This window comes from Mucilaginibacter sp. (assembly GCF_028288205.1).
In the GTDB taxonomy this organism is placed as follows: Bacteria; Bacteroidota; Bacteroidia; order Sphingobacteriales; family Sphingobacteriaceae; genus Mucilaginibacter.
On record NZ_JAQBOD010000010.1, the window covers coordinates 33682 to 48520 of the forward strand.

The 14839-nt window shown below is 40.4% G+C and carries 19 protein-coding genes; all 19 read right to left on the reverse strand.

Translation table 11 applies throughout. The features are described 5' to 3' along the window. The 19 genes from nuoL to JWR23_RS01940 all read right to left on the reverse strand — a co-directional run bounded on the left by nuoL (position 1) and on the right by JWR23_RS01940 (position 14834). Positions 1–1911 carry an NADH-quinone oxidoreductase subunit L gene (gene nuoL / locus JWR23_RS01850; protein WP_299512196.1) on the reverse strand — a complete coding sequence of 637 codons (1911 nt, stop codon included), beginning with the start codon at positions 1909–1911 and terminating at the stop codon, positions 1–3. A 113-nt stretch (positions 1912–2024) separates the two neighbouring features. Then, on the reverse strand, positions 2025–2354 hold the full coding sequence (gene nuoK / locus JWR23_RS01855) for an NADH-quinone oxidoreductase subunit NuoK (protein ID WP_299512198.1): 330 nt from the start codon (positions 2352–2354) through the stop codon (positions 2025–2027). Then, the gene (locus JWR23_RS01860; protein ID WP_299512200.1) at positions 2354–2851 is read right to left on the reverse strand and encodes an NADH-quinone oxidoreductase subunit J; all 498 of its coding nucleotides are present in this window, start codon (positions 2849–2851) and stop codon (positions 2354–2356) included. The genes nuoK and JWR23_RS01860 overlap by 1 nt, the downstream gene beginning before the upstream one ends. Positions 2852–2912: 61 nt before the next feature. Beyond that, positions 2913–3410 carry an NADH-quinone oxidoreductase subunit I gene (locus tag JWR23_RS01865; RefSeq protein ID WP_299512203.1) on the reverse strand — a complete coding sequence of 166 codons (498 nt, stop codon included), beginning with the start codon at positions 3408–3410 and terminating at the stop codon, positions 2913–2915. A 1-nt stretch (position 3411) separates the two neighbouring features. After that, entirely contained in the window at positions 3412–4446 is a 1035-nt protein-coding gene (gene nuoH, locus JWR23_RS01870) for an NADH-quinone oxidoreductase subunit NuoH (RefSeq protein WP_299512206.1), read from the reverse strand. Beyond that, positions 4446–5441 carry a 2Fe-2S iron-sulfur cluster-binding protein gene (locus JWR23_RS01875; protein WP_299512208.1) on the reverse strand — a complete coding sequence of 332 codons (996 nt, stop codon included), beginning with the start codon at positions 5439–5441 and terminating at the stop codon, positions 4446–4448. The genes nuoH and JWR23_RS01875 overlap by 1 nt, the downstream gene beginning before the upstream one ends. 50 nt (positions 5442–5491) lie before the next feature. After that, positions 5492–5857, reverse strand: a complete 366-nt coding sequence (locus JWR23_RS01880; RefSeq protein ID WP_299512210.1) for a four helix bundle protein — start codon at positions 5855–5857, stop codon at positions 5492–5494. Positions 5858–5889: 32 nt separating this feature from the next. Continuing rightward, complete coding sequence (gene nuoF, locus JWR23_RS01885) at positions 5890–7251, reverse strand: NADH-quinone oxidoreductase subunit NuoF (protein ID WP_299512211.1); 1362 nt, start codon at positions 7249–7251, stop codon at positions 5890–5892. A gap of 1 nt (position 7252) precedes the next feature. After that, complete coding sequence (locus JWR23_RS01890; protein WP_299512213.1) at positions 7253–7438, reverse strand: hypothetical protein; 186 nt, start codon at positions 7436–7438, stop codon at positions 7253–7255. A 5-nt stretch (positions 7439–7443) separates the two neighbouring features. Beyond that, positions 7444–7623 carry a hypothetical protein gene (locus tag JWR23_RS01895; RefSeq protein WP_299497118.1) on the reverse strand — a complete coding sequence of 60 codons (180 nt, stop codon included), beginning with the start codon at positions 7621–7623 and terminating at the stop codon, positions 7444–7446. Positions 7624–7634: 11 nt separating this feature from the next. Then, positions 7635–8159 (reverse strand): NAD(P)H-dependent oxidoreductase subunit E, encoded by a 525-nt coding sequence (nuoE, locus tag JWR23_RS01900; RefSeq protein ID WP_299512215.1) that lies wholly within the window; start codon positions 8157–8159, stop codon positions 7635–7637. Beyond that, positions 8152–9363, reverse strand: coding sequence for an NADH-quinone oxidoreductase subunit D (locus tag JWR23_RS01905; protein ID WP_299512218.1), 1212 nt, complete (start codon positions 9361–9363; stop codon positions 8152–8154). The genes nuoE and JWR23_RS01905 overlap by 8 nt, the downstream gene beginning before the upstream one ends. A gap of 2 nt (positions 9364–9365) precedes the next feature. Continuing rightward, positions 9366–9869, reverse strand: a complete 504-nt coding sequence (locus JWR23_RS01910) for an NADH-quinone oxidoreductase subunit C (RefSeq protein ID WP_299512222.1) — start codon at positions 9867–9869, stop codon at positions 9366–9368. Further along, positions 9869–10411: an NADH-quinone oxidoreductase subunit B gene (locus tag JWR23_RS01915; protein ID WP_299512226.1), complete on the reverse strand. Its 543-nt coding sequence runs from the start codon at positions 10409–10411 to the stop codon at positions 9869–9871. Before JWR23_RS01915 ends, JWR23_RS01910 begins: the two co-directional genes overlap by 1 nt. 225 nt (positions 10412–10636) lie before the next feature. Then, positions 10637–11008, reverse strand: coding sequence for an NADH-quinone oxidoreductase subunit A (locus tag JWR23_RS01920; protein ID WP_299512230.1), 372 nt, complete (start codon positions 11006–11008; stop codon positions 10637–10639). Positions 11009–11079: 71 nt separating this feature from the next. Further along, complete coding sequence (locus tag JWR23_RS01925; protein ID WP_299512233.1) at positions 11080–12828, reverse strand: tetratricopeptide repeat protein; 1749 nt, start codon at positions 12826–12828, stop codon at positions 11080–11082. A 38-nt stretch (positions 12829–12866) separates the two neighbouring features. Continuing rightward, positions 12867–13787, reverse strand: coding sequence for a PstS family phosphate ABC transporter substrate-binding protein (locus JWR23_RS01930; protein ID WP_299512238.1), 921 nt, complete (start codon positions 13785–13787; stop codon positions 12867–12869). Further along, positions 13777–14013 carry a hypothetical protein gene (locus JWR23_RS01935; protein WP_299512241.1) on the reverse strand — a complete coding sequence of 79 codons (237 nt, stop codon included), beginning with the start codon at positions 14011–14013 and terminating at the stop codon, positions 13777–13779. Before JWR23_RS01935 ends, JWR23_RS01930 begins: the two co-directional genes overlap by 11 nt. Before the next feature lie 2 nt (positions 14014–14015). Next, complete coding sequence (locus tag JWR23_RS01940; RefSeq protein WP_299512245.1) at positions 14016–14834, reverse strand: energy transducer TonB; 819 nt, start codon at positions 14832–14834, stop codon at positions 14016–14018. Positions 14835–14839 lie beyond the last annotated feature (5 nt).

Here is a 14839-nt window from a genome sequence, read left to right on the forward strand (position 1 = left end):
TTATATTGTAAACGCTTTTAAACTATATAGTAAAATGGCAATAATGCCAGCCACCATCATAAATATGTAGAACCCTACATTACCGGTTTGCAATAAACGCAAACCCTTGCTTGATTCAACCGCTCCTTTGCCTAAACCATTTACTAAACCATCAATACCCAAACGGTCAACCACCTTGTAAAAGAATACTGATAACGTATCCAGTGGCTTACGTATCAAGGTATCATACAGCTCATCTATATAAAACTTATTATAAGATAAGCTTGTTAATGCCGGGCGCTCTTCTTCATCAGAAACAGGAACGCTTGCATTTTTAACATATTGAATATAGGCATAAGCCATTGCAATTAAAGCACCGCCAACAGACAGGCCCATCAGCAACCATTCGGTACTGCTGCTTAGCTCATGTGCAACAAGTAATTTATTCGACGCTTCAAAAACCGGGGCAAGGTAAGCGCCCAATTCATGGTGGCCGCCCATTACCGCGGGCACGCCTATCATACCGCCAATTGCTGATAGTATTGCCAGTACGATCAATGGAATGGTCATGCTTGGCGGCGACTCATGTAAGTGATGTTCCTGCTCATACGCTCCGCGGAATTTGCCCCAAAAAGTAAGGTACATCATCCGGAACATATAGAAAGAGGTTAACATAGCGGTAATAACACCCACTACATAAAACGTTGTGCTATGTGCAAAGGCGGCCGCCAATATTTCATCTTTCGAAAAGAAACCCGAGAATGGAGGGATACCCGCAATAGCGATGGTACCAACCAGCATAGTAATAAAAGTAATTTTGATCTTACCGCTTAGTCCGCCCATTTTGCGCATATCCTGCTCGCCGCCCATGGCGTGAATTACAGAACCTGCACCCAGGAATAATAAAGCTTTAAAGAAAGCGTGAGTTAGCACATGGAAAAACGCCCCAGTATAGGCACCCACACCTAAACCTAAAAACATATACCCTAATTGTGATACGGTTGAATAGGCCAAAACTTTTTTAATGTCGGTTTGCGTTAGCGCGATAAGGGCCGCGAATAAAGCTGTTGCTAAACCAACAATGGCAATAACTTCCATTGTATCCGGCGCAAGCGTAAATAGAATGTTTGAGCGGGCTATCATATAAACACCTGCTGTAACCATGGTTGCCGCATGTATTAATGCCGATACCGGAGTTGGGCCGGCCATCGCATCAGGTAACCAGGTGAATAATGGTAGTTGTGCCGATTTACCAATCGCGCCAACAAATAACAATAAGGTAATTAATACAAATGGCGCATCGCCACCATGCATAGTGGCCGCTTTGCCAAAAACATCAGCGTAAGCTATACTGCCGAAAGTATTGAATATTAAAAATATGCCGATTAAAAAGCCAAGGTCGCCAATACGGTTCATAATAAATGCTTTCTTAGCAGCATCAGCATAGCTTGGATTGGTATACCAAAAGCCGATGAGTAAATAAGAGCAAAGTCCCACGCCTTCCCAGCCTATAAACATCACCAGGTAGTTTGACCCTAATACCAGCAACAGCATAAAGAAAACAAACAGGTTTAAATAAGCGAAAAACTTACCAAAACCATTATCATCATGCATATAACCTACAGAGTACAGATGAATTAAAAAGCCAACACCTGTGATAATCAGCAGCATTATCGAGCTTAGCTGATCTACTAAAAAGGAGAAGTTAACTTGCAATGAACCAACGCTGAACCAGTTAAACAGCTCAACATTAATAGGTTGACCCGTAGCCTTGATCTGGAAAAATGCGCCAACACTTAATCCGAAAGAAATTAATACTAACAAACTGCCAATAAAGCCTATAATGCCTTTTGATAGGGTATTACGGCCAATGCCGTTAATAATGAAACCGGCTAACGGTAATAAAGGAATAAGCCAGATGTATTTATCCATGTTTTATATTTCTCTTTGTCATTGCGAGGAACGAAGCAATCGCGAACCTTGCATTTGTTTATATTGCATCCTTGCGATTGCCACGCTGGCGCTCGCAATGACACTTTATTAATTTACCACTTCAACCTGTTCAGCACGTTAATATCTATCGAGTTGGTGTTGCGGTATACCATTACAATTATGGCCAGCCCTACTGCTACTTCTGCCGCTGCTAAAGCAATAATGAAAAATACAAATACCTGCCCGCTGGCATCGCCATGATAAATAGAGAAAGCCGTTAGTAACAGGTTTACCGAGTTTAGCATTAACTCAACCGACATAAAAATCACAATAGCATTGCGGCGTATTAACACCCCAATAACACCTATTGAAAAAATGATAGCGCTTAGAAGTATATACTCATTAAGCGGTATGGTCTGTATAGTATTTGTTATGTTTTCCATTATACAGTTTTTGGATCTTTAGTAGCCAATAAAATAGCACCCACCATTGCCGATAACAGCAATATAGAAGACACTTCAAAAGGCAATAAATATTCGTTAAACAATACTTTTCCTAAATTTTTTACCAGGCCCAGGTTAGGGTCCTTAAGTATCACCGCCGGTGATGCGCCTAATGCTTTAATTGATGCTACTACGGTTACTAAAAAACACCCGCCCCCAATAACGGCAGCTATTTTAATAAAGTTTGCTTTAACCGGTTCTGATTCTTTATTTAAATTCATCAGCATCAGTGTGTATAAAAACAACACTAAGATGGCTCCCATGTACACTATAAAATTAACAATGGCCAAAAACTGGGCATTCAATAAAATATAGTGGATGGTGAACGTAAAGAAAGTAAGGATAAGGTACAGTATACTGTGCACCGGATTTTTGGCAGAGATTACCAGTATGGAAAAAAATATAGACAAAAACGCGATGAAGTAAAATGTATTCATTGTTATTTATTACAAAACAATTTGCCCCCTAAAAAGGGATGGGCAAAGGTATAAAACTTCTTTATTGATTTAACGGCGGCTCAACTAATTTGTCTTTGCCATATATAAAATCTTTTCTTAAATAATCTGACGGTACAATATCACCATCTAAATAAATGGCTTCTTTAGGGCAGGCTTCTTCACAAAGGCCGCAAAAAATACAGCGCAGCATATTTATTTCATACACTGCCGCATATTTTTCTTCACGATATAAATTCTCTTCTCCGGGCTGACGCTCGGCTGCTATCATGGTTATTGCCTCGGCAGGGCATGATAACGCGCACAGGCCACAGGCGGTGCAACGCTCTCTACCATCCTCATCACGCTTTAGCGAGTGCATGCCACGGAAGTTTTCAGAAAACTCACGTTTCTCTTCCGGGTAACTAATAGTAACCGGCTTCCTGAAAAAATGCTTCATAGTAATTGCCAGCCCTTGCAAGATTGCAGGCAGATAAGCACGCTCTAAAAAATTTAACGGCTTGTTGTCAACTACTTTTCTTTTATTACTTAGCGGTTCCATCTTATCTGTTAATTAAAGTAATAACAATACCTGTAACCACAATATTGGCTATGGCAATAGGAATTAAAATTTTCCAGCCTAAATCCATTAACTGGTCATAGCGGAAACGCGGGATTGTCCAGCGCACCCACATAAAAAAGAATATGAATAAAAATATTTTGAAGAACATTATCCCTACACCAATAAGCGGTGCTAAGGTAGGGCCGGCGTGAGCAGCCATCCAATCCATCCCGGGGTAATTATAGCCACCCCAATACAAGGTAACCATTACTGCCGATGATATGAACATATTAATGTATTCGGCAAACAGGTAAAAGCCCAATTTCATGGATGAGTATTCTGTATGGTAGCCACCAACCAGTTCTGTTTCGCACTCAGGCAGGTCAAACGGTGTACGGTTAGTTTCGGCAAATGCGCAAACTAAAAACAGTATAAAGCCTACCGGTTGGTATAACACGTTCCAGTGCCAGCCATGTTGCTGTTCGGCAATTTCGCGTAAGCTTAAAGTACCGGTTATCAATAATAAAGCTATAATGGATAAACCCATTGAAATTTCATAGCTGATATTTTGTGATGCCGCACGTATAGCGCCCAATAAAGAGTATTTATTGTTTGATGCCCAGCCACCTATCATCACGCCGTAAACGCCTAATGATACTACACCGAATACATAAAGGATACCCACATTAATATCTGCAACCTGCAGATCAATAACATGCGAGCCGATGGTTAATTTTTGTCCCCACGGTATAACTGCCGAACCTATACAGGCTGTCATGATAGCTAACGATGGGCCTACTATAAACAGGAAGCCGCTGGCATTAGTTGGGATAATTTCTTCTTTTAAAAACATTTTACCACCATCGGCAAGGGGTTGTAGTATACCCCACGGGCCGGCACGGTTAGGCCCTATCCTGTCCTGGAAAAATGCCGCAACCTTACGCTCGGCATAGGTAGAGTACATAGCTATCACCAGGCTTATCGCGAAGATGATAAATACCAATACAAATTTTACTATGATGTCTGCTAATTCCATTATAAGCGTGTTTCGCGTTCAAATTGTTCTTTATTGGCCTCTTTCAATACCGGGTTGGTTTTTAAAACCGGCAATGGCACAAAATCATAATGATTAGAGCTGATAACCGATTGATTCGATACCTTACGCGGACCTTCAATTACCCAATCAGCTGTTTTCTTTTTATCAAAGCGGCAGGTGTTGCAAATAAAATCTTCTACTTCACCATAAACATCTTTGCGTGCGGTTACACGTAAAACATCCTCGCCTTTATACCATAGGGTTACTTTACCGTTGCACTTTTCATGATCGCAATCGCGATGTGCCTCAACTGGCTTGGTAAACCAAACACGGTTTTTAAAGCGGAAGGTCCTGTCTGTTAACGCGCCTACCGGGCATACATCAATAACATTTCCGGAGAAATCATTATCAACGGCGGCTTGTATATAGGTAGATATTTCTGAATGATCTCCCCTGTTCAATATACCATGTATGCGGTGGTCGGTAATCTGATCGGCAACATATACGCAACGGTAGCAAAGGATGCAACGCGTCATGTGCAGTTGTATCTTATCACCAATATCTATACGGTTAAATGTGCGGCGGTCAAACTCGTAACGGGTTTTAACAGCACCGTGCTCAAAACCAAGGTCCTGCAATTGGCATTCGCCTGCCTGGTCGCATATAGGGCAATCAAGCGGATGATTAATCAATAACATCTCTACCACACCTTTACGTGCTTCAATAACTTCGGGCGAGGTAATGTTTTGCACTTCCATACCGTCCATTACATTGGTACGGCATGATGCTACCAGCTTAGGCATAGGGCGCGGATCCTTCTCAGAACCCTTGCTTACCTTTACCAAACAGGTACGGCATTTGCCACCGCTGCCGGCCAGTTTAGAATAATAGCACATAGCAGGCGGAACAATATCACCACCTATTATCCTCGCGGCGTTTAGAATGGATGTTCCATCTGGTACTTCTACTGATATTCCGTCTATTGTAACCTTCATTATTAAGTCAAAATTAAAAATTCAAAAGTCAAAACTGATTATTGAAATGACTAACTTAAATTACTTTTTAAACTAATTATTATTGACGCGATGATCTTTGAAAGTTCATCCGCTTCATTTATTAATTTATTTATCTGATCTTTTTCTTCGATCAGTACTGTATCTCTTACTAAACAAAGCCAATACTTGGTTTCGTTTGCTGATTTTAGAGCTATCGTATAAAAATTCCTAAAATCCTTTTGCGAACTTCCTGCTTTCGCTTCAACTATATTAGCTCCTATTGAAGTTGCACTTCTTAAAAGCTGGTCAAATATTGAAAAGTATATTCTTTCGTATTTGCTTGATGAGATAAAAAGCACGATCTCTTTTGAGAATTGGTAGCACCTGTGCTTAATATCATATGGCTTATCATTCAAATTTTGAATTTTTACTTTTTAATTTTTACTTATTACGCCGCTGGTTCCGGTTTCGGCAACGGATCAGCATAATGTGCTATTCCATAATTTCTTGTTGTAGCTTCACTTGCGTGTGTTACATGCCATTCAAACTCATCCCTAAAGTGGCGTATGGCACTGGCCACCGGCCAGGCTGCCGCGTCGCCCAGCGGACAAATTGTATTTCCTTCAATTTTTTTAGCTACATCAACCAGCAGGTCCATATCGCTCATGCTGCCATGACCGTTCTCTAAACGGTGCAATACTTTTTCCATCCAGCCGGTGCCCTCACGACAAGGCGAACATTGTCCGCAGCTTTCATGATAATAAAAACGGGCGAAGTTCCACGTATTACGTACAATGCACTGGTCTTCATCAAAAGCGATAAAACCGCCAGAGCCCATCATACTGCCACTAACAAAACCACCGTCTGATAATGATTCATAGCTCATCAGACGCGGCTCGCCATTTATGGTTTTCATGAATAAATTAGCAGGTAAGATCGGCACAGATGAACCACCTGCAACAACTGCCTTTAAGCGTTTGCCGTTGGCTATACCACCGCAATATTCGTCACTGTATAAAAACTCTTCAACCGATAGGCCCAGATCAATTTCGTACACGCCGGGTTTAGCAACGTTGCCTCCTGCCGATATTAGTTTTGTACCGGTACTGCGACCTACACCTATTTTTGCATACTCCTCGCCGCCCTCGTTAACAATAGGTACTACGGCAGCAATTGATTCAACATTATTTACCACCGTAGGGCAGCCATACAAACCCGCGATAGCCGGGAATGGCGGTTTAATACGCGGATTACCACGCTTGCCTTCCAATGATTCTAATAGCGCGGTTTCTTCGCCGCAGATGTATGCACCACCACCGGGTTGTACATAAAGCTCCAGGTCATAACCACTGCCTAATATATTTTTTCCTAAAAATCCTGCGGCCTTAGCTTCGGCAATTGCTTTTTCAAGTATGCGTATTTGCGGCATCATTTCGCCGCGAACGTATATGAATGATGTTTTAGCACCCAAAGCATAGCTTCCAACTATCATTCCCTCAATTAATAAATGAGGAATATAAGTCATTAAGTAACGGTCCTTAAAAGTTCCCGGTTCAGATTCGTCAGCATTACAAACCAGGTAACGGGCCACACCTTCCGGCTTAGCCAGAAAGCTCCACTTCATCCCGGTAGGGAAACCAGCACCGCCACGGCCACGCAAGCCAGACTTTTTAACTTCTTCCACCACATCATCGGGCGACATGGTCTTTAAAGCCTTCTCAACCGATGCATATCCCCCTTTTGAGCGGTAAACATCAAAAGTGTTGATGCCGGGTACATTAATATGTTCTAAAAGTAATTTGCGTCCCATTTTAATAAATTTTGCCCGTTTGCTTATAATAATTAACGTGCTGCCATATACGTACACCAATGGCAAAAACTGTTACCAATATCTTTGCTAAGGGCGCCAACCCCAGGGGATTAACAGGCAATAATATAACTACGATTAATATCGCATACATTACATCCCTAAATATTAGCATTCCTTTAGTTATCATTCTCTTTAAAAATATCTTCCGGTTTCGTTATAATAATTAATATGTCTTACTACGCAGCTTGCAAAGCCTACAATAAGCAGCGGTATTAATATAATCCCATTCTCTTTTAATCCACCTGTTATAAATACCAAAATTAAACCTAATGCAAATAATGAATCTCCTAATATCAAATTTGCATTGTCCATTCCATTATTAATTATTTCCCCTTTTCCTTTAAATCCGTTATCAATTGATCTACAGACTCATTGGTTAATTTTTCATAAAAAGTATATTCGGGGCCTATCTGCAAAACAGGTGCATAACCGCAAGCAGCCAGGCATTCAACTCCACGCCAGCTAAATAAGCCATCGGCAGTAACTTCACCTTCTTTTACGCCTAATTGCTGCTCTATATGATCCATTATTTTTTCGGCACCTACCAGGCAGCATGGCCCGGTACGGCAAACCTCTAAAACATATTTACCCTGCGGGCGCAAAAAATACATGCTGTAAAAAGAAGCAACCTCATAAACTTCAATGGGCTGCAGCTTCAAATACTCAGCAACCTTATCCATTGCAGCGGGGCTTGTCCATCCAAACTCGGCCTGTACTAAATGCAGTATAGGCAACAGTCCCGATTTTTGTTTTCCTTCGGGATAACGGCTTACTATATCAGCAAACTGAGCTGTTAAAGCGGCTGAAAATTCAACCGGAACTTGTTCGGTATCTTCAACTCTAAGCATCTAATTCTCCGGCTATAACGTTTAAACTACTCATGTTAATAATCGCGTCAGACAGTAACATACCCTTACTCATAGGGGCGTACATCTGGTAATTAATAAAACTTGGCCTGCGGAAATGCAAACGGTATGGCGAGCGTCCACCATCGTTTACCAGGTAAAAACCTAACTCGCCATTGGCGCCTTCAACCGCGTGGTATACTTCAGTATTTGGGGTAGGTATCTCGCCCATCACAATTTTAAAGTGATAGATCAGGGCTTCCATATTATTATAAACTTCCTCTTTTGGAGGCAGGTAAAATTCGGGTACATCAGCATGGAAAATATCTGTTGGTTCTTTTTCCAGCTTCACTAAAGCTTGCTCAATTATGCGTAAGCTTTGTTTCATTTCTTCGTTACGCACCAAAAACCTGCTGTAAACATCGCCATTGTCGCCAACCGGGACCTCAAAATCAAAATCTTCGTATGAGCTGTATGGCTCCATCGCCCTAACATCATAATCTACACCGGCAGCACGCAATAATGGCCCGCTCCAGCTAAAGTTTAATGCATCTTCTGCAGTAACAGCCGCCACACCCCTGGTGCGGTCAACAAATATGCGGTTACGGTTAAATAATGATTCAAATTCTTTTAATACCGGCGGGAAGTCTTTTAAAAACTTGCGCAGCTTATTAAAGGCAATAGCATTAAAATTACGCTCAAAACCACCTATACGGCCAATGTTTGTTGTTAAGCGCGAGCCACAAACCTCTTCATATATTTCATAAATAGCTTCGCGATGCTCCATCATATACAGGAAACCTGTAAACGCGCCGGTATCAACACCCAATACACCGTTGCAAATGATGTGGTCTGATATACGGGCAAGTTCCATTACAATTACACGCAGATAATCTACACGCTTTGGTGTGGTAATGCCTAATAGCTTTTCAACCGTCATGTGCCAGCCCATGTTATTTATGGGCGATGAGCAATAATTTAAACGGTCTGTTAATGGGGTTATCTGGTAAAATGGCCTGTGTTCGGCAATTTTCTCGAAAGCACGATGTATGTAACCTATAGTGGATACGCCGCTTACAATTCGTTCTCCATCTAACTGCAGTACGTTTTGGAACACACCATGCGTGGCCGGATGTGTTGGGCCAAGATTTAGTGTAGAATTTTCGTTCTGCGGATCATTATCTGTATATACCGGATGGTTTTGCATCTTTATCTTCCGAAAAAATAATCTTTTTTATCAACACGGTTAGGATCTTCCAACGGGAATTCTTTTCTCATCGGAAAGGCCGTCATGTCATCAACATTTAATATTCTGCGCAAATCCGGGTGACCGTCAAACAGCACCCCGAAAAAATCATAAGTTTCTCTTTCCATCCAGTTGGCTCCTTCCCATAGGGTTGTTGCTGTAGGGATATGGCAATTATTGCCGTCAATAAATACTTTTATACGTATACGTACATTATTTACCAGGCTATGTATATGATAAATTATGCCGATAGATTTTTCCTGTTCAGGATAATGCACGGCAGTAATATCTGTTAAATATATAAACTGAAGGGTGGGGTCAGTTTTTAAATAGCTTAGTATATCAATTATTTTATCGGTACTGGTTTCTAAAGTTAATAAGCCATAAGGCTCGCCAACTACTGTAACTTGTCCTTCAAATTTTGTGTTGATACTTTTTAAAAGCTCTTCGTTAGTTATCTTACCCATTACTGAATTCCGTATGAAGCTAATAATTTTTGGTACTGTGGTTCGTTCCGTCTGCGTACTGATTCTGTTTTTACCAGTTCCTGTATATTCATAAAGCCATCAATTATAGCTTCAGGGCGGGGAGGACATCCCGGGACATAAACATCAACCGGTATAATTTCATCTATCCCCTGTAAAACAGAATAGGTATCAAATATGCCACCGCTTGAGGCACATGCGCCAACAGCTATAACCCAACGCGGCTCGGCCATTTGCAGATACACCTGGCGCAATACCGGGCCCATTTTTTTGGCAATGGTACCCATAACCATTAAAAGATCTGCCTGGCGTGGCGAAAAGCTCAAACGCTCGGCTCCAAATCTCGACAAGTCATAATGTGAAGCCATAGTAGCCATAAACTCAATACCGCAGCATGAGGTAGCAAAAGGCAAGGGCCATAATGAGTTTGCACGGGCCAAACCTACTGCCTTATCCAGCGAAGTAGCAAAAAATCCTGAACCCTCTACACCTGCAGGAGCACCAACTATTTGAATATCACTCATGAAATCTATAAATACAAAAACCCATCCAAATACTAATGGAAAACGCAAATTTATGATAAAAAACGTTGTTTTAGGTACACTATTAATGAACGAAATATATTTAGAATTATTCTAAACAGCCCCCTCTAAATCTCCCCCGGTAGCGGAAACTTTTAATTATACCTTGATAAGCATATTTTGCCGTTAACAAAGCCCTCTCTTCTGGGGAGGGTTGGGAGAGGCTGCTTAATCCCAGTTTAGCGCGCCTTTTTTTATAACGTAGATGAAACCCAGTAACAGTGTACCCATAAAAATAAACATCTCCAGCATGCCGTCTACACCCAATTCTCTAAAGTTTACTGCCCAGGGGTACATAAATATTACCTCCACATCAAACAGCACAAACAGTATGGCAACCAAAAAATATTTAATTGATATAGGTGTGCGGGCATTACCTATAACCTCAATACCCGACTCGAACGGGGTTAGCTTATCTTTGGTTACACGCTTAGGGCCTATTTTATGTGTTACAAACATTGTAGTAACCACAAAACCAACAGCCACCAGCATTTGAAATATGATGGGTAAATAATTAACCGGTAAACTTTGTACTTCCATGGTGCAAATATACAAATGGTGTATAAATAAAAAAGGCCCCGATGGAGGCCTTTTTTATTTTATATACTTTTTTATTTAGATTTTTTAGCCGGTGCTTTTGGGGCGGCAGGTGCAGGGGCTGATTTACTATCAAAATAGAATTTAGCGTAACCATTGTCAGGGTTTAGCTCTTTTGCCTTGGTAAAGTTTTCCATGGCCTTAGCATCGTCCTTATCATGATATTGATAATAGTTACCTAAATAGGCATATGCATCTGCTAAGATTCTTTTATCAGCATCAGCTAATGGCGTTTTTGCGGCTAAAATTGCTATTATCTGCTCATAATAGGGTTTAGATAACCCTTTTAAGTTAGCATAATCACCATCCTTATAATCATTAATATAAGCGCGATACATTGGATAGTAATATAGTTGAGTTGTAGCTTTTTGCTGAACATAACTTAATGCAGAATCACCTTTGGTAAGTAGAGTTGAATCAGGTTTTATGGCAGGGTTTGTCTTAGCTGCTGTAACCTGGCCTCTAAATGCGAAATAATCAGAGAATCCAAGATAGAAGTGCTCATTAAGCAATAGTTTACCGTGCACTTTGCTTATTAGATCCTCATATACTTTTGCTGCATCAACATATTTTCTTTTGTTGCGGTACATTACAGCTATCTCATTGTAAACATCGGCTGTTTTGGTTGTATCCAACTCAGCATATTTTTTCAGGTTTTCAATTCCTTTTACGGTATCCTGCCCGCTGGCAATTTGTAAACGCCCCAAGTAGTAATAATCCCTTGGTAAAATACGGTTAGGTTGTGCTTTTGAAAACCAATTGTTTAATGCGCTTAAGCCATTGGTATAGTCCTTATTTTCATAAGCAGCATAACCCAAATAACGATACACACGTGGATTTGTAGTGGCCGATTTAGAAAGCTTGGTAGTTACTTCCTGCAGGGCCACATAATCACCGACATTAACCAGGAAGTCGGCATAACGCATTAATGACTCTAACGACTGATCTGTTAAGCTTAAATATTTCTTATAATTTTCAACACCTTCTTTAATTTTTGCCGAAGCTACTTTTAAATTGGTTTGCGCTTCGGTCAAATCAGTTTCAGCTAATTCGCGGTAAGCCGGGCCATAATTAGGATCGATAGCTATAGCTGCCTGGAATTGTTTTTCAGAATCTTCAAAATTGTCAGCATATCTCCATAAAACACCTTCGGCAGTATTTGCTACAGGCGATTTTGGATCAAGTGCCAATGCTGCCTGGTAAGCATCATAAGCGTCATTACTTTTTAATTGCGAACGGTAAGCATTACCTAACTCCACCAACACTTCTGCATCTTTAGGGTTTGCTGCCTTGCCTTTGTTTAACGCATCAATAGCTGCATTTGCTCTATTAACAGGGAACTTACCATCTTTGGCATCTAATAAATATCCTTTACCTATATATAAATATGGTTTACTATCTTTTTTAGCTGCGAAACCAAGTGCCTGGTTAAAACTCGCTGAAGCACCGGCGTCATTTTTATTTTGAAGCGCCACCACACCTAAACCTACATAGTTTAAAGCTGATTTAGGATTTGCTGCTATACCTTTTGTGAAAGAAACTTTGGCAGAATCTGCATAATCTTGCACTAAATATACCCATCCCAGGTAAAAAAAGTTCTCATCATTGGTTGGCTGTGTAACCGTAAGATTTTTAAGCATCCCTTTTGCTTTTTGATATTGCTCGGCATCGATAGCTTTCTTAGCGTCCGCAAGGCTTTGCGCAAAAACTGATGACCCTACAAATACCAGCCCTAATGCTACCTTAGCTATTTTACTGATCATTTTCATCGCTTATTATAATTTTAATTTAATTATGTAATTTAATAACTGTGTTTAATATTAATTTCTCTTTGTGGTATTGAATCAGGTAATATACCTGATCGTAAAATAATTCTTTGTCCCCGTTCACCCAGCACAAAATAAGCAAATCCGGCGCCCAGGCCCATCTTTCCGGTACTATTTATAATGTACAAGCTCCTTATTAAAGGATACTGTTTTAATGCCAATGTTGTTTGAGATGGTTTAAAGTATTGATTAGGAGCATCTTTACTATTTTCATCCTTTACAGCTACAGCTACTATCTTAACTTTTTTAACAGCATCTGCATAATCTGCATCCGGATCATTTAACCAGCTAAAGCCGGTTATACCTATCGCCTGCGGATGCTGGCTTATATATTTTATTACTTCCTTATTTGTTTTGACAGCGTAAATATTTTTAAGTTTAAAGTCTTTGTTGCCCGAAAATTCTTTCAGGTATCTTACTAAACTTGAGTTAGGATTATCAAAAACGATATTTATATCTGTTTTCGTCTGCCCATTCAACATTTTCTTTATTTCACTTACAGTCATCAACGTATCTTTTGACGCCTGGTTTACAATTAATGCAATCGCATCAATAGCAAAACGGTGGCTAACCGGTGGTAAAGTTCTGTCAGTTAATATCTTTATTTCACTTGCGTTTAACTCACGTGTTAAAATTGCAAGTCGTACACTATCATTTAATAAAAGCCTTAAAGCGCTATTCTCCGTCCTGTATAAAATATCAGGTTTGGCTTTAGGGTTTAGCTTTTCAAAAACATAGGCCTCTTCATCCACTATAGGCTGACATGATTCATCTGCAACAAATTTAATTGTACCAGAGTTAACCGTATCATTTTGGGTATTTACTTTCTCTTTACAGGATTGAAATCCTACAAGTGATAATAAGCTTATTGAAACCCATATAGCCTTATTTTTCATCCTCCTCTCCTTCTTCCTTTCTTAGCAAACGTGCAAAGCGTACTACCGCATAGATAATTATTAAACATCCAAGCAGTATTTTTTTGTATCCATAATCTGGTAATATCTGATCCCAAAACATTACCATAAGCCCCAGGGCAACGAAACAAATAAATGCTATTGCTCCTAAAATAAGCAAAAACCGCCTTTTGAGCGATTTCTGCTTATTATGAAACTTAAACGGCATTATTAGTTTTCGCTTCCTAATGTAAAACTAATTGGTACGGTATACATTACACGCACCGGACGATTATTTTGTATGCCCGGCCTCCATTTAGGTGATGCTTTTAATACGCGTATAGCTTCATCCATAGTAGACTGGCTTGGGCCGCGCAAAGCTTTAATATCGGTTAAGCTGCCATCTCTTTCAACAACAAACTGGCAAATAACTTTACCTGTAACATTGTTTTCGCGGTCAATAGCAGGGTAATGGATATTTTTACTTAAATATCTGCCAAATGCTTCTAAACCGCCCGGAAAATCCGGTTGTTTTTCTACCTGGCTAAATATTTTATTTTCATCCTCTGTAACCGCTTTGGTATCAGAGTTACCTACCGGCTCATCTATACGGATATCGGCATTCGGATCACCTTTCTGGTCTTTTTGACCAGGATCAGCTACCTTCAATTCTTTAACTGTAGGTGGTTCTTCTTTTACCTCATTATCCGGCTTTACAATCGGAGGAGGGAACTTCACCTGGTCAGTTTTTGGCTTAGGTGGTTCTGGTGGCGGCGGCGGCGGCAGCTTTTTATCAACCGGCGGCGGGGTAAGTACCACATCTGTGATCTTTACCTTTGGAATTGACTTAGGTATGAACCCCTCAATTTTATTGATAATTGTTGGTAACGATATAACGAAGATAAAGAACAGGGCACCGAAGACAAGCGCACGGTTGGTGTTCCGTGGGCTCGATTTTCTTAAATCGTATGCACCATAAGCTTTATTTCGTCCGCTAAAAACAACGTCGATCCATTCCTGCTTTAATATGTCTAATTTAGATCCTAGCATTATTT

Bases quoted from the DNA above. Each gene is read 5' to 3' on its own strand.
- JWR23_RS01910 (WP_299512222.1), bottom strand. From the start codon at position 9,869: ATGGGTAAGATAACTAACGAAGAGCTTTTAAAAAGTATCAACACAAAA.
- nuoE (WP_299512215.1), bottom strand. From the start codon at position 8,159: ATGCTTAGAGTTGAAGATACCGAACAAGTTCCGGTTGAATTTTCAGCC.
- JWR23_RS01875 (WP_299512208.1), bottom strand. From the start codon at position 5,441: ATGAAGGTTACAATAGACGGAATATCAGTAGAAGTACCAGATGGAACA.
- nuoK (WP_299512198.1), bottom strand. From the start codon at position 2,354: ATGGAAAACATAACAAATACTATACAGACCATACCGCTTAATGAGTAT.
- JWR23_RS01905 (WP_299512218.1), bottom strand. From the start codon at position 9,363: ATGCAAAACCATCCGGTATATACAGATAATGATCCGCAGAACGAAAAT.
- nuoF (WP_299512211.1), bottom strand. From the start codon at position 7,251: ATGGGACGCAAATTACTTTTAGAACATATTAATGTACCCGGCATCAAC.
- JWR23_RS01865 (WP_299512203.1), bottom strand. From the start codon at position 3,410: ATGGAACCGCTAAGTAATAAAAGAAAAGTAGTTGACAACAAGCCGTTA.
- JWR23_RS01935 (WP_299512241.1), bottom strand. From the start codon at position 14,013: ATGCCGTTTAAGTTTCATAATAAGCAGAAATCGCTCAAAAGGCGGTTT.
- nuoH (WP_299512206.1), bottom strand. From the start codon at position 4,446: ATGGAATTAGCAGACATCATAGTAAAATTTGTATTGGTATTTATCATC.
- JWR23_RS01930 (WP_299512238.1), bottom strand. From the start codon at position 13,787: ATGAAAAATAAGGCTATATGGGTTTCAATAAGCTTATTATCACTTGTA.
- JWR23_RS01895 (WP_299497118.1), bottom strand. From the start codon at position 7,623: ATGGACAATGCAAATTTGATATTAGGAGATTCATTATTTGCATTAGGT.
- JWR23_RS01915 (WP_299512226.1), bottom strand. From the start codon at position 10,411: ATGAGTGATATTCAAATAGTTGGTGCTCCTGCAGGTGTAGAGGGTTCA.
- JWR23_RS01940 (WP_299512245.1), bottom strand. From the start codon at position 14,834: ATGCTAGGATCTAAATTAGACATATTAAAGCAGGAATGGATCGACGTT.
- nuoL (WP_299512196.1), bottom strand. From the start codon at position 1,911: ATGGATAAATACATCTGGCTTATTCCTTTATTACCGTTAGCCGGTTTC.
- JWR23_RS01920 (WP_299512230.1), bottom strand. From the start codon at position 11,008: ATGGAAGTACAAAGTTTACCGGTTAATTATTTACCCATCATATTTCAA.
- JWR23_RS01860 (WP_299512200.1), bottom strand. From the start codon at position 2,851: ATGAATACATTTTACTTCATCGCGTTTTTGTCTATATTTTTTTCCATA.
- JWR23_RS01925 (WP_299512233.1), bottom strand. From the start codon at position 12,828: ATGATCAGTAAAATAGCTAAGGTAGCATTAGGGCTGGTATTTGTAGGG.
- JWR23_RS01890 (WP_299512213.1), bottom strand. From the start codon at position 7,438: ATGATAACTAAAGGAATGCTAATATTTAGGGATGTAATGTATGCGATA.